This window comes from Pseudomonas sp. TKO26 (genome assembly GCF_003225665.1).
In the GTDB taxonomy this organism is placed as follows: Bacteria; Pseudomonadota; Gammaproteobacteria; order Pseudomonadales; family Pseudomonadaceae; genus Aquipseudomonas; species Aquipseudomonas saponiphila.
The window spans coordinates 53,557-67,173 of record NZ_QKLN01000039.1; the positions used below are offsets into that span (position 1 = coordinate 53,557).

Consider the following 13,617-nt stretch of genomic DNA (forward strand, 5'->3'; position numbering starts at 1 on the left):
GCACCAATATTGCTTTCCAGTGTCTGCGCCGCCGGTTAATCGCACAGACGCCGAATTATTGGCGTACAGGTTGAGGGGCTAGCAGGCCATTGAAGACGATGCTGTTCACATTTGAGAGATGCACATGAAGGCGGTAATTCTGGCGGGGGGAGGGGGAGCTCGCATCAGTGAGGAATCACACCTCAAGCCCAAGCCGATGATCGAGGTTGGCGGCAAGCCAATCATCTGGCACATCATGAAAATCTACTCTCACTACGGCATCAACGACTTTGTGATCTGCCTGGGTAACAAGGGCTACATCATCAAGGAGTACTTCGCCAACTACTTCCTGCACATGTCGGATGTGACCTTCGACATGGCGGAAAACAGTATGCATATACACCAGCATCATGCGGAGCCCTGGCGTGTGACCCTCGTAGACACTGCAGAAGCCACCGGTACTGGCGGTCGCTTGAAGCGTGTACGCGACTATCTGGGGGGGGAGAGCTTCTGCCTCACCTATGGCGATGCCGTTTCGAACGTGAATATTCCTGAGTCGATCGCCTTCCACCGCCAGCACGGCAAGCTTGCCACTGTGACCACTGTCCAGCCTCCTGGCCGCTTCGGCGCCATGGATCTGGAAGGCTCCTGCGTACGTGGTTTTCAGGAAAAGCCTCAGGCTAATGGGGGAGGGATCAATGGTGGATTCTTCGTGCTGGAGCCGGGTGCGCTTGATTACATCGAAGACTATTCCACCACTTGGGAATACGAACCTATGCGCAGCCTGGCCCGAGAGGGGCAGTTGATGAGCTATCTGCATCGTGGTTTCTGGCAGCCGATTGATACCCTGCGCGACCAAGTTCTGCTGGAAGAGCGCTGGAGCAGTGGACAGGCTGAATGGAAGCTTTGGAGTTGAAAGGGTTCTGGTCGGGTAAGAAGGTCTTCCTTACCGGGCATACAGGCTTCAAGGGCGGCTGGCTGGCGCTTTGGTTGCGTGAGTTGGGTGCGCAGGTGCAGGGTTATGCCTTGCCCGCAGCGACCAATCCATCGCTATCGCAGGAAGCGGGGCTGGATCGCCTGATCGCTGGCGACCTGGCAGATAACCGCGATTTGGCATTCGTCACCCGGGCGGTACAGGCTTTTGCACCGGACGTGGTGTTTCACCTGGCGGAGCAACCTCTGGTCCGTGAGTCCTACCATACTCCGGTGGACACCTACGCCATCAACGTCATGGGCACAGTCAACCTGTTGGAAGCGGTACGCCAGTGTCCCGGAGTGCGCGCGGTGGTGGTGGTCACCACTGGCAAGTGCTACGAGAACCGCGAATGGGTGCTGCCCTATCGTGAGTACGACGCCCTTGGCGGCTTCGATCCCTACAGCAATAGCAAGGCCTGCGTGGAACTGCTCTGCGCCTGTTATCGCGATGCCTTCCAGCAGGCCTCGGGAGCGGCCCTGGCCACGGCCCGAGCGGGCAATGTCGTGGGCGGTGGCGACTGGTCGTCGGAACGTCTGGTGCCGGACACTTTTCGTGCTTGGCAGCACAACGAAGAGGTGGTCCTGCGCTATCCCCAGGCCACTAGTCCCTGGCAGCACGTTCTTGAACCACTGATGGGTTATTTGATGCTGGCCAAGGCTTTGTTCGAAAACGGCGAGAAGTATGCCGGTGCCTGGAATTTTGCTCCTGACAGCAACAATGTGGCCACGGTCCAGAACATTGTCAGCCAGCTCGCCGAGTTGTGGCCCGGACCTGTGCGCTGGACTGTCGAACAGGATGCTCAGCCCCATGAAGCCAACCAGCTGGCGCTGGACTCGGACAAGGCGCAGACGGAGCTGGGCTGGACTCCGCGCTGGTCTCTGGCAACCACATTGGAGCAGGCCCTGGCCTGGAACCTCGCCTGGCAACATGGCGAAGACATGCACACCTTTACCCGCAAGCAGATTGCGGACTATCAAGGCGATACCCATGAGTGAAAGTACTTCGCAGCAGTTACGCCAACAAATTGTCGAGTTGGTTGGGCGTTATGCGCAGTTGCAGATGGCTCCACAAGTGTTTGTGGCTGGCCAGAGCGCCGTACCGCCTGCGGGCAAGGTGATCGGTGCCGGCGAGTTGCAGTCGATGACCGAAGCGGTACTGGATGGCTGGCTGACCACCGGGCGCTTCAATGATGCCTTTGAGAAACGTTTGGCCAAGTACCTCGGTCGGCGTTGCGTATTGACCACCAACTCGGGCTCGTCGGCGAACCTGCTGGCCTTTTCGGCGTTGACTTCGCCGCGCCTGGGCGAGCGCGCGATAAAACCGGGTGACGAAGTGATCGGGGTCGCAGCGGGCTTCCCCACCACAGTCAACCCGATCCTGCAATTCGGTGCGGTGCCGGTGTTCGTCGATGTCGAACTGGCTACCTACAACATCGATCCAGCCAAGATCGAGGCGGCTATCGGTCCCAAGACCAAGGCCATCATGCTCGCCCACACGTTGGGTAATCCCTACGACCTGAGTGTGGTCCGGGCCCTTTGCGACAAATACAAGCTATGGCTGATCGAAGACTGCTGCGATGCCCTGGGTTCCACCTACAAAGGGCAGTTGGTGGGTACCTTTGGTGATATCGGAACCCTGAGCTTCTACCCGGCGCACCATATCACCATGGGCGAGGGCGGGGCGGTGTTCACCAACAATCCGCTGCTCAAGCGGATCATGGAGTCCTTCCGCGATTGGGGGCGTGATTGCTATTGCGCGCCTGGCCAGGACAACACGTGCAAGCAGCGCTTCTGCAAGCAGATGGGGGAGTTGCCAGAGGGCTACGACCACAAGTACACCTATTCGCACCTGGGCTACAACCTCAAGATCACTGATATGCAGGCTGCCTGCGCCTTGGCACAGATGGATCGAGTGGATGATTTCACCCTGGCGCGCAAACGCAATTTCCAGTGGTTGCGCGAACGTCTGGCCAACTGCACCGACTTCCTGATCCTGCCTGAGGCCACCGCAGAGAGCGATCCGTCCTGGTTCGGCTTTCCACTGACCTTACGCGATGGCTGTGGGATCAAGCGGGTCGAGCTGTTGCAATATCTGGATAGCCAGAACGTCGGCACGCGATTGCTGTTCGCCGGTAACCTGGTGCGCCAACCCTACATGGTCGGACGCAACTTTCGCGTCAGCGGTGAGCTGACCGTGACCGACAAGGTCATGAACGACACTTTCTGGATTGGCGTTTGGCCAGGTCTGGGCGAGGAACATCTGGCCCACACGGCACGCTGCCTCGAACACTTCTTCGGGCTGGATCGCTGATGCGTGCCTATATCCTCTGTGGCGGCTTTGGTACACGTCTGAGCAGCGTACTGCAAGGTTCGCAAAAGGCCGTGGTTGATATACACGGCCGGCCATTCCTGGAGCTGGTATTGCAACAGTTGAAGCTGGCCGGGCTCAGCGAAGCCGTGTTGTGCGCCCATTACCGTGCCGATCAGTTGGACGAGCTGTTGCCTGCTCTCGCAGCTCAGAGTGGTCTGAAGTTGCGGTTGGTGGTCGAAGAGCAACCCATGGGTACGGGGGGCGCAATATTGCATGCGCTACACGAGGTGCGGGCTGAGGGACGCTATCTGGTGATCAACGCCGATACGTACCTTGATCAGCAGGCCTACCGCTTGGCCCTTGGTTCGCCAGCGGACTGCGTGCTTGGGGTGATGGTCGAGGACCGCACGCGCTATGGCAGTCTCGCCTGCTCGCAGGATCTGCGTCTGTTGGCCCTGAATGAGAAGGGCACGTCCGGACCGGGCCTGGTGAATGCCGGTGTGTATGGATTCTCCGCAAACGCCCTGAATGAGTTCGAGCGCCAGGCCTGTTCCATGGAGCAGTTGATCCTGCCAGGGCTGATCGACCGGCAACGGTTGCAAGTGATCCATTACAGCGGACCGTTCATCGATATTGGAACACCCGATGCTTTGAGCGCTTTCAAGTCCCGTGCGCAAGAGGTCGGGAAACCATGAGCCAATTGGTTAAAACCCAGACGATCTATACCCACCAGACCATCCTCGAGGCAGTTGAGTGCATCGAATCGGGGGGCTTGCAGATTGTCTTTGTGGTCGACAACGGCGACCGCCTGGTTGGCGTGCTGACAAACGGTGACTTGCGCCGTTATCTGTTACAGGGAGGCGCCACTACCGTGCCGGTCACCGAGTGCATGAACACTCAATACCGGTCGGTAAAGGTGGGGGCTGCTCGGGAGGAAATGCTCAAGATCTTCGACCTCAGCTACAACGCAATCCCAGTGGTGGATGCCCAGGGGTTGCTGGTGGACGTGGTCACTCCGGCGTTGCTGGCCGCCAACCAGGAAGTGCCGGTGCTGGCCAGGGCGCGAGCCCCGGTGCGTATGAGCTTCAGTGGTGGCGGCTCGGACCTCACTTACTACTTTGTGGAAAACCCGGCGGCGGTGCTCAGCTGTACGGTGGGTCTTTACTCCCACGCTACCCTGATTCCGCGTACGGATGAGGTCATCCGGATTTTCTCCGAAGATCTGGGTACCGAAGAACAATACGAGTCGGTGGACGCGTTGCAGGCCCATGCCGGCAAGGGGTTGCTGGCAACCATCGTGTCGGTAATCAAGCCCAGTTATGGCTTGGACTTGCATGTGCGTTCCGACTTTCCAGTGGGCTCGGGTCTGGGGGGGTCTTCGGCAGTGGCGACGGCAGTGATCGCTGCCTTCAACGAGCTGCGCCGCGATCGCTGGAGCACCTATGAAGTTGCCGAACTGGCCTTCCAGTCCGAGCGCCTGTGCTTTGGGATCGCCGGTGGCTGGCAGGATCAGTACGCCTCTGCCTTTGGCGGTTTCAACCTGATCGAGTTCAAGGAGGGGCGTAACCTGGTGCACCCGATTCGCCTTGACGATTCGATCTGCAACGAGCTTGAAGAGTGCCTGGTGCTCTGTGATACGCGGATTTCCCACGACTCCGGCAAGCTGCATGTACAGCAGCGTGAAGAAATGGAAAGCAAGCAGGCACAAGCGGAGTTGCTGACCGAGAGCGTATCACTGTGCCGGCAAATGCATCACCACCTGATCCGCGGGGAGTTGCTGGAGTTCGGCCGCAGCCTGCACCAGGGCTGGATGCTCAAGCGACAATTTTCCCGGGCCGTCAGTGATGGCGTCCTGGATCAGATCTATGAATGCGCCCTGAGCGCCGGGGCCTTGGGTGGGAAGCTACTAGGGGCCGGAGGCGGTGGGTTCTTCCTGTTCTATGTACAGCCCCAGCATCGGTATGCGGTGGTCGAAAAGGTCCGCGAGCTGGGCTGTCGCACCACTGATTTCCGATTCGAATCCAACGGTGTCACTTCCTGGCGGACCAAAATTCAATGAATGAGCAAGTTTTCAGCATCGATGGTGTGGTCATCGGTGGCGACCGGACCTTTGTGATTGCCGAAGTTGGCAACAACCACAACGGTTCCCTGGCACTGGCCAGACAACTGGTGGATGCCTCCATCGAGGCCGGCGCCGATTGTGTGAAGTTCCAGTTGCGTAATCGCGAGGCGTTGTACCGGCGCAAGGCCGACGGTTCGAGAGCCGAGGATCTGGGGGTGGAGTACATCCAGGACTTGCTGGATAAGGTCGAGCTGAATGTCGACGAGCATCGGCAGATCCGCGCCTACTGCGCGGAAAAGGGCATCAGTTACATCTGCACCCCATGGGACGAACCCAGTGTCGATGTGTTGGCCGGTTTCGATGTCCCGGCGTTGAAGATCGCTTCCGCCGATCTGTGCAATCCGTACCTGATCGCTAAGGCCGCGACTCTGGGCAAGCCGCTGATCCTCTCCACCGGGATGTCTCTGGAGCATGAGATCGAGCGCGCAATCGTGCAGTTACGTGGCTTGGGCGTGCCCTTCGCCTTGCTGCATTGCAACAGTACCTATCCGGCACCTGAGAGCGATATCCAACTCGGCTACCTGGCGCGTCTGCGCGAGTTGCACGGGTTGATCGGCTATTCCGGCCATGAGCGCGGCACAGCCATCAGCATTGCTGCAGTCGCCTTGGGGGCCAAGCTGATCGAGCGGCACATCACCCTTGATCGTGGCATGGAAGGTCCGGATCATCTGGCCAGTCTGGAACCTCAGGAGTTCCGTCAATTGGTGGAGGGGATCCGGCAACTGGAGAAGGCGTTGCCATGGACCGGTCCAGGCCGCCATGCCAGCCAGGGTGAGTTGCTCAATCGCGAGAACCTCGGCAAGAGCGTGATCGCTGCACGGGCTATCGCCCTCGGGGAAACCTTCACCCAGGACATGTTGCGGGTAGCCAGCCCGGGGCAGGGTCTGGCGCCATATCGGCTGAGCGACCTGCTGGGCAGGCAAGCCGGGCGGGGCATTGCCCAGGGCGACTTTTTGTTCGACAGCGATCTCACCGAGCAGGCCGAAGTGCGCCGGGAGTTCGCCATGCCCATCCTCTGGGGCGTGCCGGTTCGTTATCACGACTTCCTGCAGTATGAGCAGTGGATCAAGCCGGACCTGTTCGAGTTCCACCTGTCCTACCGCGACTTGAGCGTGGCTCCACAGGCGCACTTGCGTCAGGTGGAGTGCTCGCGCCTGGTGGTGCATGCTCCGGAGCTGTTCGAGAATAGTGAACTGCTGGACCTAGTGGCCGATGACTTGGAATACCGTCAGCGCTCGATCGTCAATCTGCAGCGGGTAGTGGATGCCACCTTGCAGATTGCCGAGTACTTCCCCAATGCCGACTCGCTGCTGATCGTTGCCAATATCGGCGGGTTTTCCGCAGACGAGCCGTTTCCCATTGCTCATCGGACCGAACTGTACCGGCGTTTCCAGGAATCCTGTGCTCAGGTGGACTTCGGTCGCACCGAACTGATTCCGCAGAACATGGCGCCGTTCCCTTGGCACTTTGGCGGACAGCGCCACCAGAACATTTTCATGATGCCCGACGAGCTGGCTGAGCAGGCCAAGGCCCTTGGCCTGCGCCTGTGCCTTGACCTGTCGCATTTGCAGATGACCTGCTTCCACTTCGGCCTGGACTTCCAGGCCGCGCTGGCGCTGTTGCTGCCGCATTCGGCGCACCTGCACGTGGCCGATGCCAAAGGGGCCAATGGCGAGGGCGTGATCATGGGCACCGGCGATGTGGACTGGCCGGCGACCTGGGCCCAGATCAAGGGGTATCCAACCGTGAGTTTCATCCCTGAGGTCTGGCAGGGGCATAAGGATCATGGCGCCGGTTTCTGGTCGGCGCTGGAGTTTCTCAACACATTGAATTGAGCCGAGTGCTCCGCGAACGGGATGGAGTTTCAACGATGAGTAACACAATGCGCGTAGCTGATTACATCATGAATCGGCTGGCGGAGTTGGGCATCAAGCAGGTGTTCTTCCTGCCAGGCGGTGGCGCCATGCATTTGAATGACGCGCTGGGGCGTCACCCCGACCTGGAGCCGATCCTTTGCCTTCAGGAGCAGGCGTGCGGAATCGCCGCCGAGGCCGCAGGCAAATTGACCGGTGGCGCGAGTGCCTGCATGACGACCTGCGGCCCGGGCGCGACCAACGCTGTCACGGCCACCCTTGGCGCGTGGCTGGACTCCACCCCGGTGTTCTTCATTTCCGGGCAAGTCAAAACCGCCGACCTGAAGGCCGGCACTGGCTTGCGCATGCTGGGCGTGCAGGAGGCCGATATTGTGTCCATGGTCTCCTCGATTACCAAGCGGGCGGTGACGCTCACCGATCCCGAAGCGGTCGCCGAGGTTTTCGACGAGCTGGAATACGCCGCGTTCAATGGTCGTCGCGGTCCGGTCTGGCTGGATGTTCCCCTTGACGTGCAAGCCGCGCAAGTCGATCCCCAGGCGTTGCGTCGGGCAACACTGCCCGCGCCCGTCGCGGCGCCTGACATCAGCGCGGCAGTCGCCCGTACCCTGGAACTGCTCAAGACCGCCAAGCGTCCAGGCATCATCGCCGGTAGCGGTATTCGCATGGCCGGGGCAATCGACGCCTTCAATGCGCTGGTCGAAAGCGCAGGCGTGCCGATCATGCCGACGTGGCTGGCCATGGATGTGATTGAGGACGAGCACCCGCTCTACGGCGGACGCCCGGGTTCGATCGCGCCGCGCTGGGCCAACTTCACTCTGCAGAATTGCGACTTGCTGATTGTGCTGGGCTCACGCCTGGACATGGCGTTGACCGCATACAACCATGCGCATTTCGCCCCCTTCGCCAAGAAAGTAGTGGTCGACATCGACGCGGCGGAAATCGCCAAGCTGCAGATGCCGATCGAGGTGCCGGTGGTGGCGGACGTCAAGCCGTTCATCGAGGCATTGGTCGCAGGTGTCGCCGCCGAGCCTCTACCGGACTATTCGGCGTGGCTCGCGCAGATCGCCGATTGGCGCCGACGTTCTCCGCTGCTGCAGCCCGAGCATGCCGACGACAGCCAAGGTGTGAGCATGTACTACTTCACCGATCGATTGTCCGAGTTGCTCGGCGAGGGCGATGTGATCGCGCCTTGCAGTTCGGGGTTCGCCGCAGAGCTGTTCCTGCTGAGCCTGCGGATGAAGAAACACCAGCGCTGCTTCCATAACCGCGGGACTGGTTCCATGGGCTTCGGTGTGCCATCGGCCATCGGCGCTTGCCTGGCCTCTGGCCGTCGGCAGACGATCTGCGTGGAAGGCGATGGCGGCCTGCAAATGAACGTGCAGGAGCTGGCGACCCTGGCCGCGCAGCGCCTGCCGGTCAAATGCTTTGTGGTCAACAATCAGGGCTACGCGTCCATTCGCACCTCGCAGAGCGCACATTTCAAGCTGCTGGTGGGGGCCGACGCCGAAAGCGGCCTGCAGTTGCCGAACTTGCGCCAGCTGGCCGAGGCCTATGGCGTGGGTTATGCCTTGATCGAGGGGCACACCGACCTCGACGCTCGCCTGCGCGAAGTGCTCGACCGCGAAGGCCCTGTGGTCTGTGAGGTGATGGTCCAGGTTGAAGAGCCGCGCATCCCGCGGGTGATGACTCGTATCAACGCCCAGGGCAAGCCCGAATCGGGTGCCCTGGAGGATCTGTATCCCTTCCTTTCGCGTGAAGAGTTCGCCCTGAACTGGCCGCTGGACGCGCAAGGAAAATGAACATGAATGTACTCGATAGCTTCCGGCTCAATGGTCAGATCGCCCTAGTGACTGGAGCATCTCGCGGGATCGGTGCGGCCATCGCCAATGGCCTGGGCGAGGCCGGTGCCATCGTCTATGGCATTGGCCGCTCGGCTGAGATGGAGGCGCCTGGTGCCTTCCAGTATCGCCAGTGCGACGCACGCGAGGCCGTCGAAGTGAAGGCTCTGCTGGCCGAAATCGCCGAGAGTCATGGTCGTTTCGACATCCTGGTGAATGCTGCGGGTATCACCTTGCCGGGCAACGACGACGATCCGATGGTCAGCTTCCAGAGCACCCTGGAATTGAACCTGACGGCGGCCTATGCCTGCTGCCTTGCGGCCGTGCCTCATATGCAGCGCAACGGGCGTGGGTCGATTATCAATGTCACCAGCATTGGCGCCGGGCTGGGTTTTCCAGGCAACCCCGGTTATGTCGCGTCCAAGGGCGGGCTGGCGGCAATGACTCGCGCATTGGCGCTGGACCTGGGCGGCCAGGGCATCCGGGTGAACAACATCGTACCGGGCTATGTGCATACGGCGATGACGCACGGTAGCTACAGCGATCCGGAGCTGAACGCGGCCCGCGCCGGTCGCACGATGCTCGGGCGTTGGGGCAGGGTCGAGGAACTGGCAGGCGCGGCGGTGTTTCTCGCTTCGCCCGCCAGTAGCTATGTCACGGGTACCGATCTGCATGTCGACGGCGGCTGGTCGGCCAAGGGGTTGTGATGGAAATCGGCTTTATGCAAGGTCGCCTGTGCGAGCGGGTGGATGGAAAGATCCAGGCGTTTCCCTGGGACGACTGGGCCTCGGAGTTCGAGGTCGCGCAAGGCCTCGGCGTGCGCTTGATGGAGTGGACCTTGGATCAGGAGCGGTTGTACGAAAACCCGCTGATGACGGAGGCCGGGCGTCAGCGCATCAACCAGCTGAGCCAGGCCCATGGGGTGCGCGTCCTTTCGCTGACCGGCGATTGCTTTATGCAGGCCCCTTTCTACAAAGCCCAGGGCGCGGAGCGTGCCAGCCTGTTACAGGACCTGGAGGCGATTCTGGATGCCGCCCAGAGTGTAGGCATCGTCTATGTGCTGATCCCGCTGGTCGATAACGGTTCGCTGACCAGCCCCGAAGAGGAAGCGGCCTTGCTCGAAGGCCTGCTGCCGCTGCGCGAGCGTTTGGTCGAGGGCGGTTTGAAGATCGTGTTCGAGTCCGATTTCTGCGCCGAGCGCCTGGCGCGTTTCATCGCCCGTTTTCCCGCCGATGCCTTCGGTATCAACTACGACATCGGCAACAGCGCCGCCTTGGGCTATTGCGCAACAGAAGAAATCGCCGCTTATGGGGCGCGGATCGACAATGTGCATGTCAAAGATCGGGTTCTGGCTGGCACTACCGTGCCCCTGGGGACCGGCAACGCCGACTTCGCTCAGGTGTTCGCGGCTCTGCACAAGACCGGCTATACCGGCCATTTTATCTTGCAGACCGCGCGTGCCGACGACGGCGACCATGCGGGGGCTATCGCTCGCTACCGCGACATGACCCAGGTTTGGTGGAACGCCCATGAATCTTGAACTTGGCGGCAAGGTGGCTCTGGTCACCGGTTCCTCTTCGGGCATCGGGCTGGCCATTGCCGGCCAACTGGCCGAAGAGGGCTGCCAGGTGGTACTCAATGGCCGTGACCCTGAGCGCCTGCGTGCGGCACAGGCCCAGTTGCCTGGCGCGCAATCAGTGCTTGCCGACGTGAGCGAGCCGGCGGCCTGCCAGGCACTGATTGCCGAAGTCATGGCCGTTCACGGTCGGCTCGACATCCTGGTGTGTAATGTCGGCAGCGGCGCTTCCGTGCCGCCCGGCCAGGAGCACCCGAGCGAATGGCAGCGCGTGCTGGACATCAACCTGCATTCGACGACCAACTCCGTATGGGCGGCCACCGATGCATTGGTGGCCAGCAAGGGTAACGTCATCTGCATCTCTTCCATCTGCGGTATCGAGGCGCTTGGCTGCCCCGTGCCATACGCCGCCGCCAAGGCTGCCCTGGAAAGCTATGTGCGCAATGGCGCGCGGGCATTCGGGCGCCAGGGCGTGCGGATCAACAGCATCGCTCCGGGCAACATTCTGTTCGAGGGGTCGGTCTGGGACCGCAAGCTCAAGCAGGACCGCGGGGCGGTCGAGTCAATGCTGGCCAGGGATGTGGCCCTGGGGTGCCTAGGGACGCCTGGCGACGTTGCACGGTTGGCAGCCTATCTGGCGTCGCCGCTGGCAGCGTTCATTACCGGGGCTACGTACGTGGTCGACGGAGGACAACTCAGATCATGAAAAACGCAACGTCCAACCTGTTCGACCTGAGTGGCCGGGTTGCGGTCATAACCGGTGGCGGCGGCATGCTGGGTTACCAGCATGCCGCAACGGTCGCCGATCTTGGCGGCATTCCGGTGCTGTTGGATATCAACCCCGAGGCCCTGGCGAACAATCGTGCGCGGTTGCACGACGAACTAGGCTTCGAGGCGCTGTGCCTGACGGTCGACATCACCGATGCCGACAGTGTGGGCGCCGCCTGCGCCACTGTGCTGAAGCAGCATGGCCGGGTCGACATCCTGATCAACAATGCCGCGCGCAACCCCAAGGTCGAAGGCAACGATGGCAAGGAGTTCTCGCGGTTGGAGCATTTCCCCTGGGAGCAGTGGCGCCAGGATCTCGACGTCGGCCTTGGCGGTGCCTTCAATTGCGCCAAGGTCTTCGGTGCGCACATGGCCGAGCAGGGCGTTGGCGTAATCATCAATATCGCCTCGGACCTGGGTGTCATCGCCCCCGATCAGCGGCTGTACCGGGTCGAGGGCAAGGCCGCAGACGAGCAGCCAGTCAAGCCGGTGACTTATTCGGTGGTCAAGCATGGCCTGATCGGGCTGACCAAATACCTGGCCACATACTGGTGCGATCAGGGCGTGCGCTGCAACGCCTTGTCGCCGGGCGGGGTATACGCCGGGCAGAACGATGTTTTCCTGGGCAAGCTGAGCCAGCTGATTCCCATGGGGCGTATGGCCCAAGTCGATGAGTACCGCGGTGCGCTGGCGTTCCTCTGTTCCGATGCATCAAGTTACATGAATGGTGCCAACCTTATTGTCGACGGTGGGCGCAGCACCTGGTGACGCCCCCACTCTCATGCTGGAGACGCTGATGAATTTTGAATTGCAATCGACAAGCCAATGGGTGGCCGGCCGCACCCAGACGGTGCTGCTGTCCTCTGGGGTGTCGGTCCCCGTGCGCCTGAGTCAGGCGCCCCTGTCGGAGGCCGTCGACGCGGTTTTGCTGCGTGGGCTGGAAGACCTGGCGGTGCTGGAGCGGTTGCCGGAGTTTCCCGCGCTGCATCGACTGCTGGAAGGCCATGACGAGGTGGCCCGCCTGGCCGAGCACAAGCGCGGCCTACTGGCCGCGATGAGCAAGGGTATCCATGTATTCGGCGCCCACCGGATCGGCCAGTCGATCGTCAACGACGCGCGACGCGTGGGGATTACTGTGGCTGGCTTGCTGGACAACGATCCGGCGAAGGCTGGGCAACGCCTGGACGGCATCGAAGTGTTCCACCCGATGTCCATCGACCTGTCCGACGCGGTGGTGGTGGTCGCCAGCGGCCGTTACAGCAATGAGATCATTCGGCAAATCAAGGATCGTTGCGCTCGAGTTGTGAACTTCCATGAGTTTCTGTACGCGACGGACTCGGCGCATGGCCCGGAGCCTACGTTCGCCAACCTGCCCCATGACACCCTAGCTGGCCCCTTGCGCTACCTGTCGGCCTTCCTGCGCCTGGGCGATGAGCAATCCAGGCAGGCATTCAATGGGCTGATCGAGATGCGTATGTCGCTGTCGATCGAGCCGGCCGATGCCCACAAGTCTCCTTTCGCCGACGAGTACTTCGACAGCGCTTTTGTCAGTGCCGAGCAAGCGCGGCACTTTGTCGACGCCGGTGCCTTCAATGGCGACACCCTGGCGTCGCTGGAGCGTCATTTCGGTCCGGTTGAACGCGCTTACCTGTTCGAGCCGGAGATGGCTCCCTACTACGCGGCCCTGAGGCGTTTTTCGGATCGGCCTCACGTGCTGCTGTTCAACATGGGCCTGGACAGTGACTACAGCCGTTTCGAGTACGATCCGGTGCTGTCGTGCAACCTGGCGGGCGAAGTGACCGGGCCGATTCCCGGCAACATAACGTCTTATATCCAGGGCGTGCCGCTGGAGCAGTTGGTGCCAGGCAAGGTCGGGCTGTTCAAGCTGGACATCGAGGGGATGGAAGAGAGGGCGCTGTTTGGCGCGACGGCGGTTATTCGGCGTGAAAAGCCGGTACTGGCCGTCTGTGCTTATCACCGGGCAGATGACTTCTGGAAGTTGATCGATACGGTTACGGCGATTAGGCCGGATTATCGCGTAGGGATTCGGCACTACGCAGACATTCTTCACGACATTACCCTGTACTTCTATTGATGTAGTGGAACGCCCGGATCCGTTTGGGCGTTGCGTTTTTTGAAGACCGTTTTTTCGCAATATCCAGCATTGGGTGTGT

At 61.0% G+C, this 13,617-nt stretch carries 12 protein-coding genes; all 12 read left to right on the forward strand.

All coding sequences use genetic code 11. From position 1 onward, the window contains the following. Window positions 1-124: 124 nt before the first annotated feature. Genes rfbF through DNK59_RS28255 form a run of 12 tightly spaced genes read left to right on the forward strand, consistent with a single transcriptional unit; the run spans window position 125 to window position 13,538 of the window. The gene (gene rfbF / locus DNK59_RS28200; RefSeq protein WP_110725308.1) at window positions 125-895 is read left to right on the forward strand and encodes a glucose-1-phosphate cytidylyltransferase; all 771 of its coding nucleotides are present in this window, start codon (window positions 125-127) and stop codon (window positions 893-895) included. Further along, entirely contained in the window at window positions 877-1,950 is a 1,074-nt protein-coding gene (rfbG, locus tag DNK59_RS28205; RefSeq protein ID WP_110725309.1) for a CDP-glucose 4,6-dehydratase, read from the forward strand. Before rfbF ends, rfbG begins: the two co-directional genes overlap by 19 nt. Next, entirely contained in the window at window positions 1,943-3,265 is a 1,323-nt protein-coding gene (rfbH, locus tag DNK59_RS28210) for a lipopolysaccharide biosynthesis protein RfbH (RefSeq protein WP_110725310.1), read from the forward strand. The genes rfbG and rfbH overlap by 8 nt, the downstream gene beginning before the upstream one ends. Beyond that, window positions 3,265-3,960, forward strand: a complete 696-nt coding sequence (locus DNK59_RS28215) for a sugar phosphate nucleotidyltransferase (RefSeq protein ID WP_110725311.1) — start codon at window positions 3,265-3,267, stop codon at window positions 3,958-3,960. Before rfbH ends, DNK59_RS28215 begins: the two co-directional genes overlap by 1 nt. Further along, the gene (locus DNK59_RS28220) at window positions 3,957-5,324 is read left to right on the forward strand and encodes a CBS domain-containing protein (RefSeq protein ID WP_110725312.1); all 1,368 of its coding nucleotides are present in this window, start codon (window positions 3,957-3,959) and stop codon (window positions 5,322-5,324) included. Before DNK59_RS28215 ends, DNK59_RS28220 begins: the two co-directional genes overlap by 4 nt. After that, window positions 5,321-7,222, forward strand: a complete 1,902-nt coding sequence (locus DNK59_RS28225) for an N-acetylneuraminate synthase family protein (RefSeq protein ID WP_110725313.1) — start codon at window positions 5,321-5,323, stop codon at window positions 7,220-7,222. Before DNK59_RS28220 ends, DNK59_RS28225 begins: the two co-directional genes overlap by 4 nt. Before the next feature lie 35 nt (window positions 7,223-7,257). After that, complete coding sequence (locus DNK59_RS28230; protein WP_256596729.1) at window positions 7,258-9,060, forward strand: thiamine pyrophosphate-binding protein; 1,803 nt, start codon at window positions 7,258-7,260, stop codon at window positions 9,058-9,060. A gap of 2 nt (window positions 9,061-9,062) precedes the next feature. Continuing rightward, on the forward strand, window positions 9,063-9,806 hold the full coding sequence (locus DNK59_RS28235; RefSeq protein WP_110725315.1) for an SDR family NAD(P)-dependent oxidoreductase: 744 nt from the start codon (window positions 9,063-9,065) through the stop codon (window positions 9,804-9,806). Beyond that, window positions 9,806-10,639, forward strand: a complete 834-nt coding sequence (locus tag DNK59_RS28240; protein WP_256596730.1) for a sugar phosphate isomerase/epimerase — start codon at window positions 9,806-9,808, stop codon at window positions 10,637-10,639. The genes DNK59_RS28235 and DNK59_RS28240 overlap by 1 nt, the downstream gene beginning before the upstream one ends. Beyond that, window positions 10,629-11,381 (forward strand): SDR family NAD(P)-dependent oxidoreductase, encoded by a 753-nt coding sequence (locus DNK59_RS28245; protein ID WP_110725316.1) that lies wholly within the window; start codon window positions 10,629-10,631, stop codon window positions 11,379-11,381. The genes DNK59_RS28240 and DNK59_RS28245 overlap by 11 nt, the downstream gene beginning before the upstream one ends. Continuing rightward, entirely contained in the window at window positions 11,378-12,211 is an 834-nt protein-coding gene (locus DNK59_RS28250) for an SDR family oxidoreductase (RefSeq protein ID WP_110725317.1), read from the forward strand. The genes DNK59_RS28245 and DNK59_RS28250 overlap by 4 nt, the downstream gene beginning before the upstream one ends. Before the next feature lie 28 nt (window positions 12,212-12,239). Further along, window positions 12,240-13,538 (forward strand): hypothetical protein, encoded by a 1,299-nt coding sequence (locus DNK59_RS28255; protein ID WP_110725318.1) that lies wholly within the window; start codon window positions 12,240-12,242, stop codon window positions 13,536-13,538. Window positions 13,539-13,617: the final 79 nt, after the last annotated feature.

Excerpts from the sequence above, each read along its gene's own strand:
- rfbH (WP_110725310.1), top strand. The coding sequence starts at position 1,943 with ATGAGTGAAAGTACTTCGCAGCAGTTACGCCAACAAATTGTCGAGTTG.
- DNK59_RS28225 (WP_110725313.1), top strand. The coding sequence starts at position 5,321 with ATGAATGAGCAAGTTTTCAGCATCGATGGTGTGGTCATCGGTGGCGAC.
- DNK59_RS28240 (WP_256596730.1), top strand. The coding sequence starts at position 9,806 with ATGGAAATCGGCTTTATGCAAGGTCGCCTGTGCGAGCGGGTGGATGGA.
- DNK59_RS28255 (WP_110725318.1), top strand. The coding sequence starts at position 12,240 with ATGAATTTTGAATTGCAATCGACAAGCCAATGGGTGGCCGGCCGCACC.
- rfbF (WP_110725308.1), top strand. The coding sequence starts at position 125 with ATGAAGGCGGTAATTCTGGCGGGGGGAGGGGGAGCTCGCATCAGTGAG.
- DNK59_RS28235 (WP_110725315.1), top strand. The coding sequence starts at position 9,063 with ATGAATGTACTCGATAGCTTCCGGCTCAATGGTCAGATCGCCCTAGTG.
- DNK59_RS28220 (WP_110725312.1), top strand. The coding sequence starts at position 3,957 with ATGAGCCAATTGGTTAAAACCCAGACGATCTATACCCACCAGACCATC.
- DNK59_RS28230 (WP_256596729.1), top strand. The coding sequence starts at position 7,258 with ATGAGTAACACAATGCGCGTAGCTGATTACATCATGAATCGGCTGGCG.
- rfbG (WP_110725309.1), top strand. The coding sequence starts at position 877 with ATGGAAGCTTTGGAGTTGAAAGGGTTCTGGTCGGGTAAGAAGGTCTTC.
- DNK59_RS28215 (WP_110725311.1), top strand. The coding sequence starts at position 3,265 with ATGCGTGCCTATATCCTCTGTGGCGGCTTTGGTACACGTCTGAGCAGC.
- DNK59_RS28250 (WP_110725317.1), top strand. The coding sequence starts at position 11,378 with ATGAAAAACGCAACGTCCAACCTGTTCGACCTGAGTGGCCGGGTTGCG.
- DNK59_RS28245 (WP_110725316.1), top strand. The coding sequence starts at position 10,629 with ATGAATCTTGAACTTGGCGGCAAGGTGGCTCTGGTCACCGGTTCCTCT.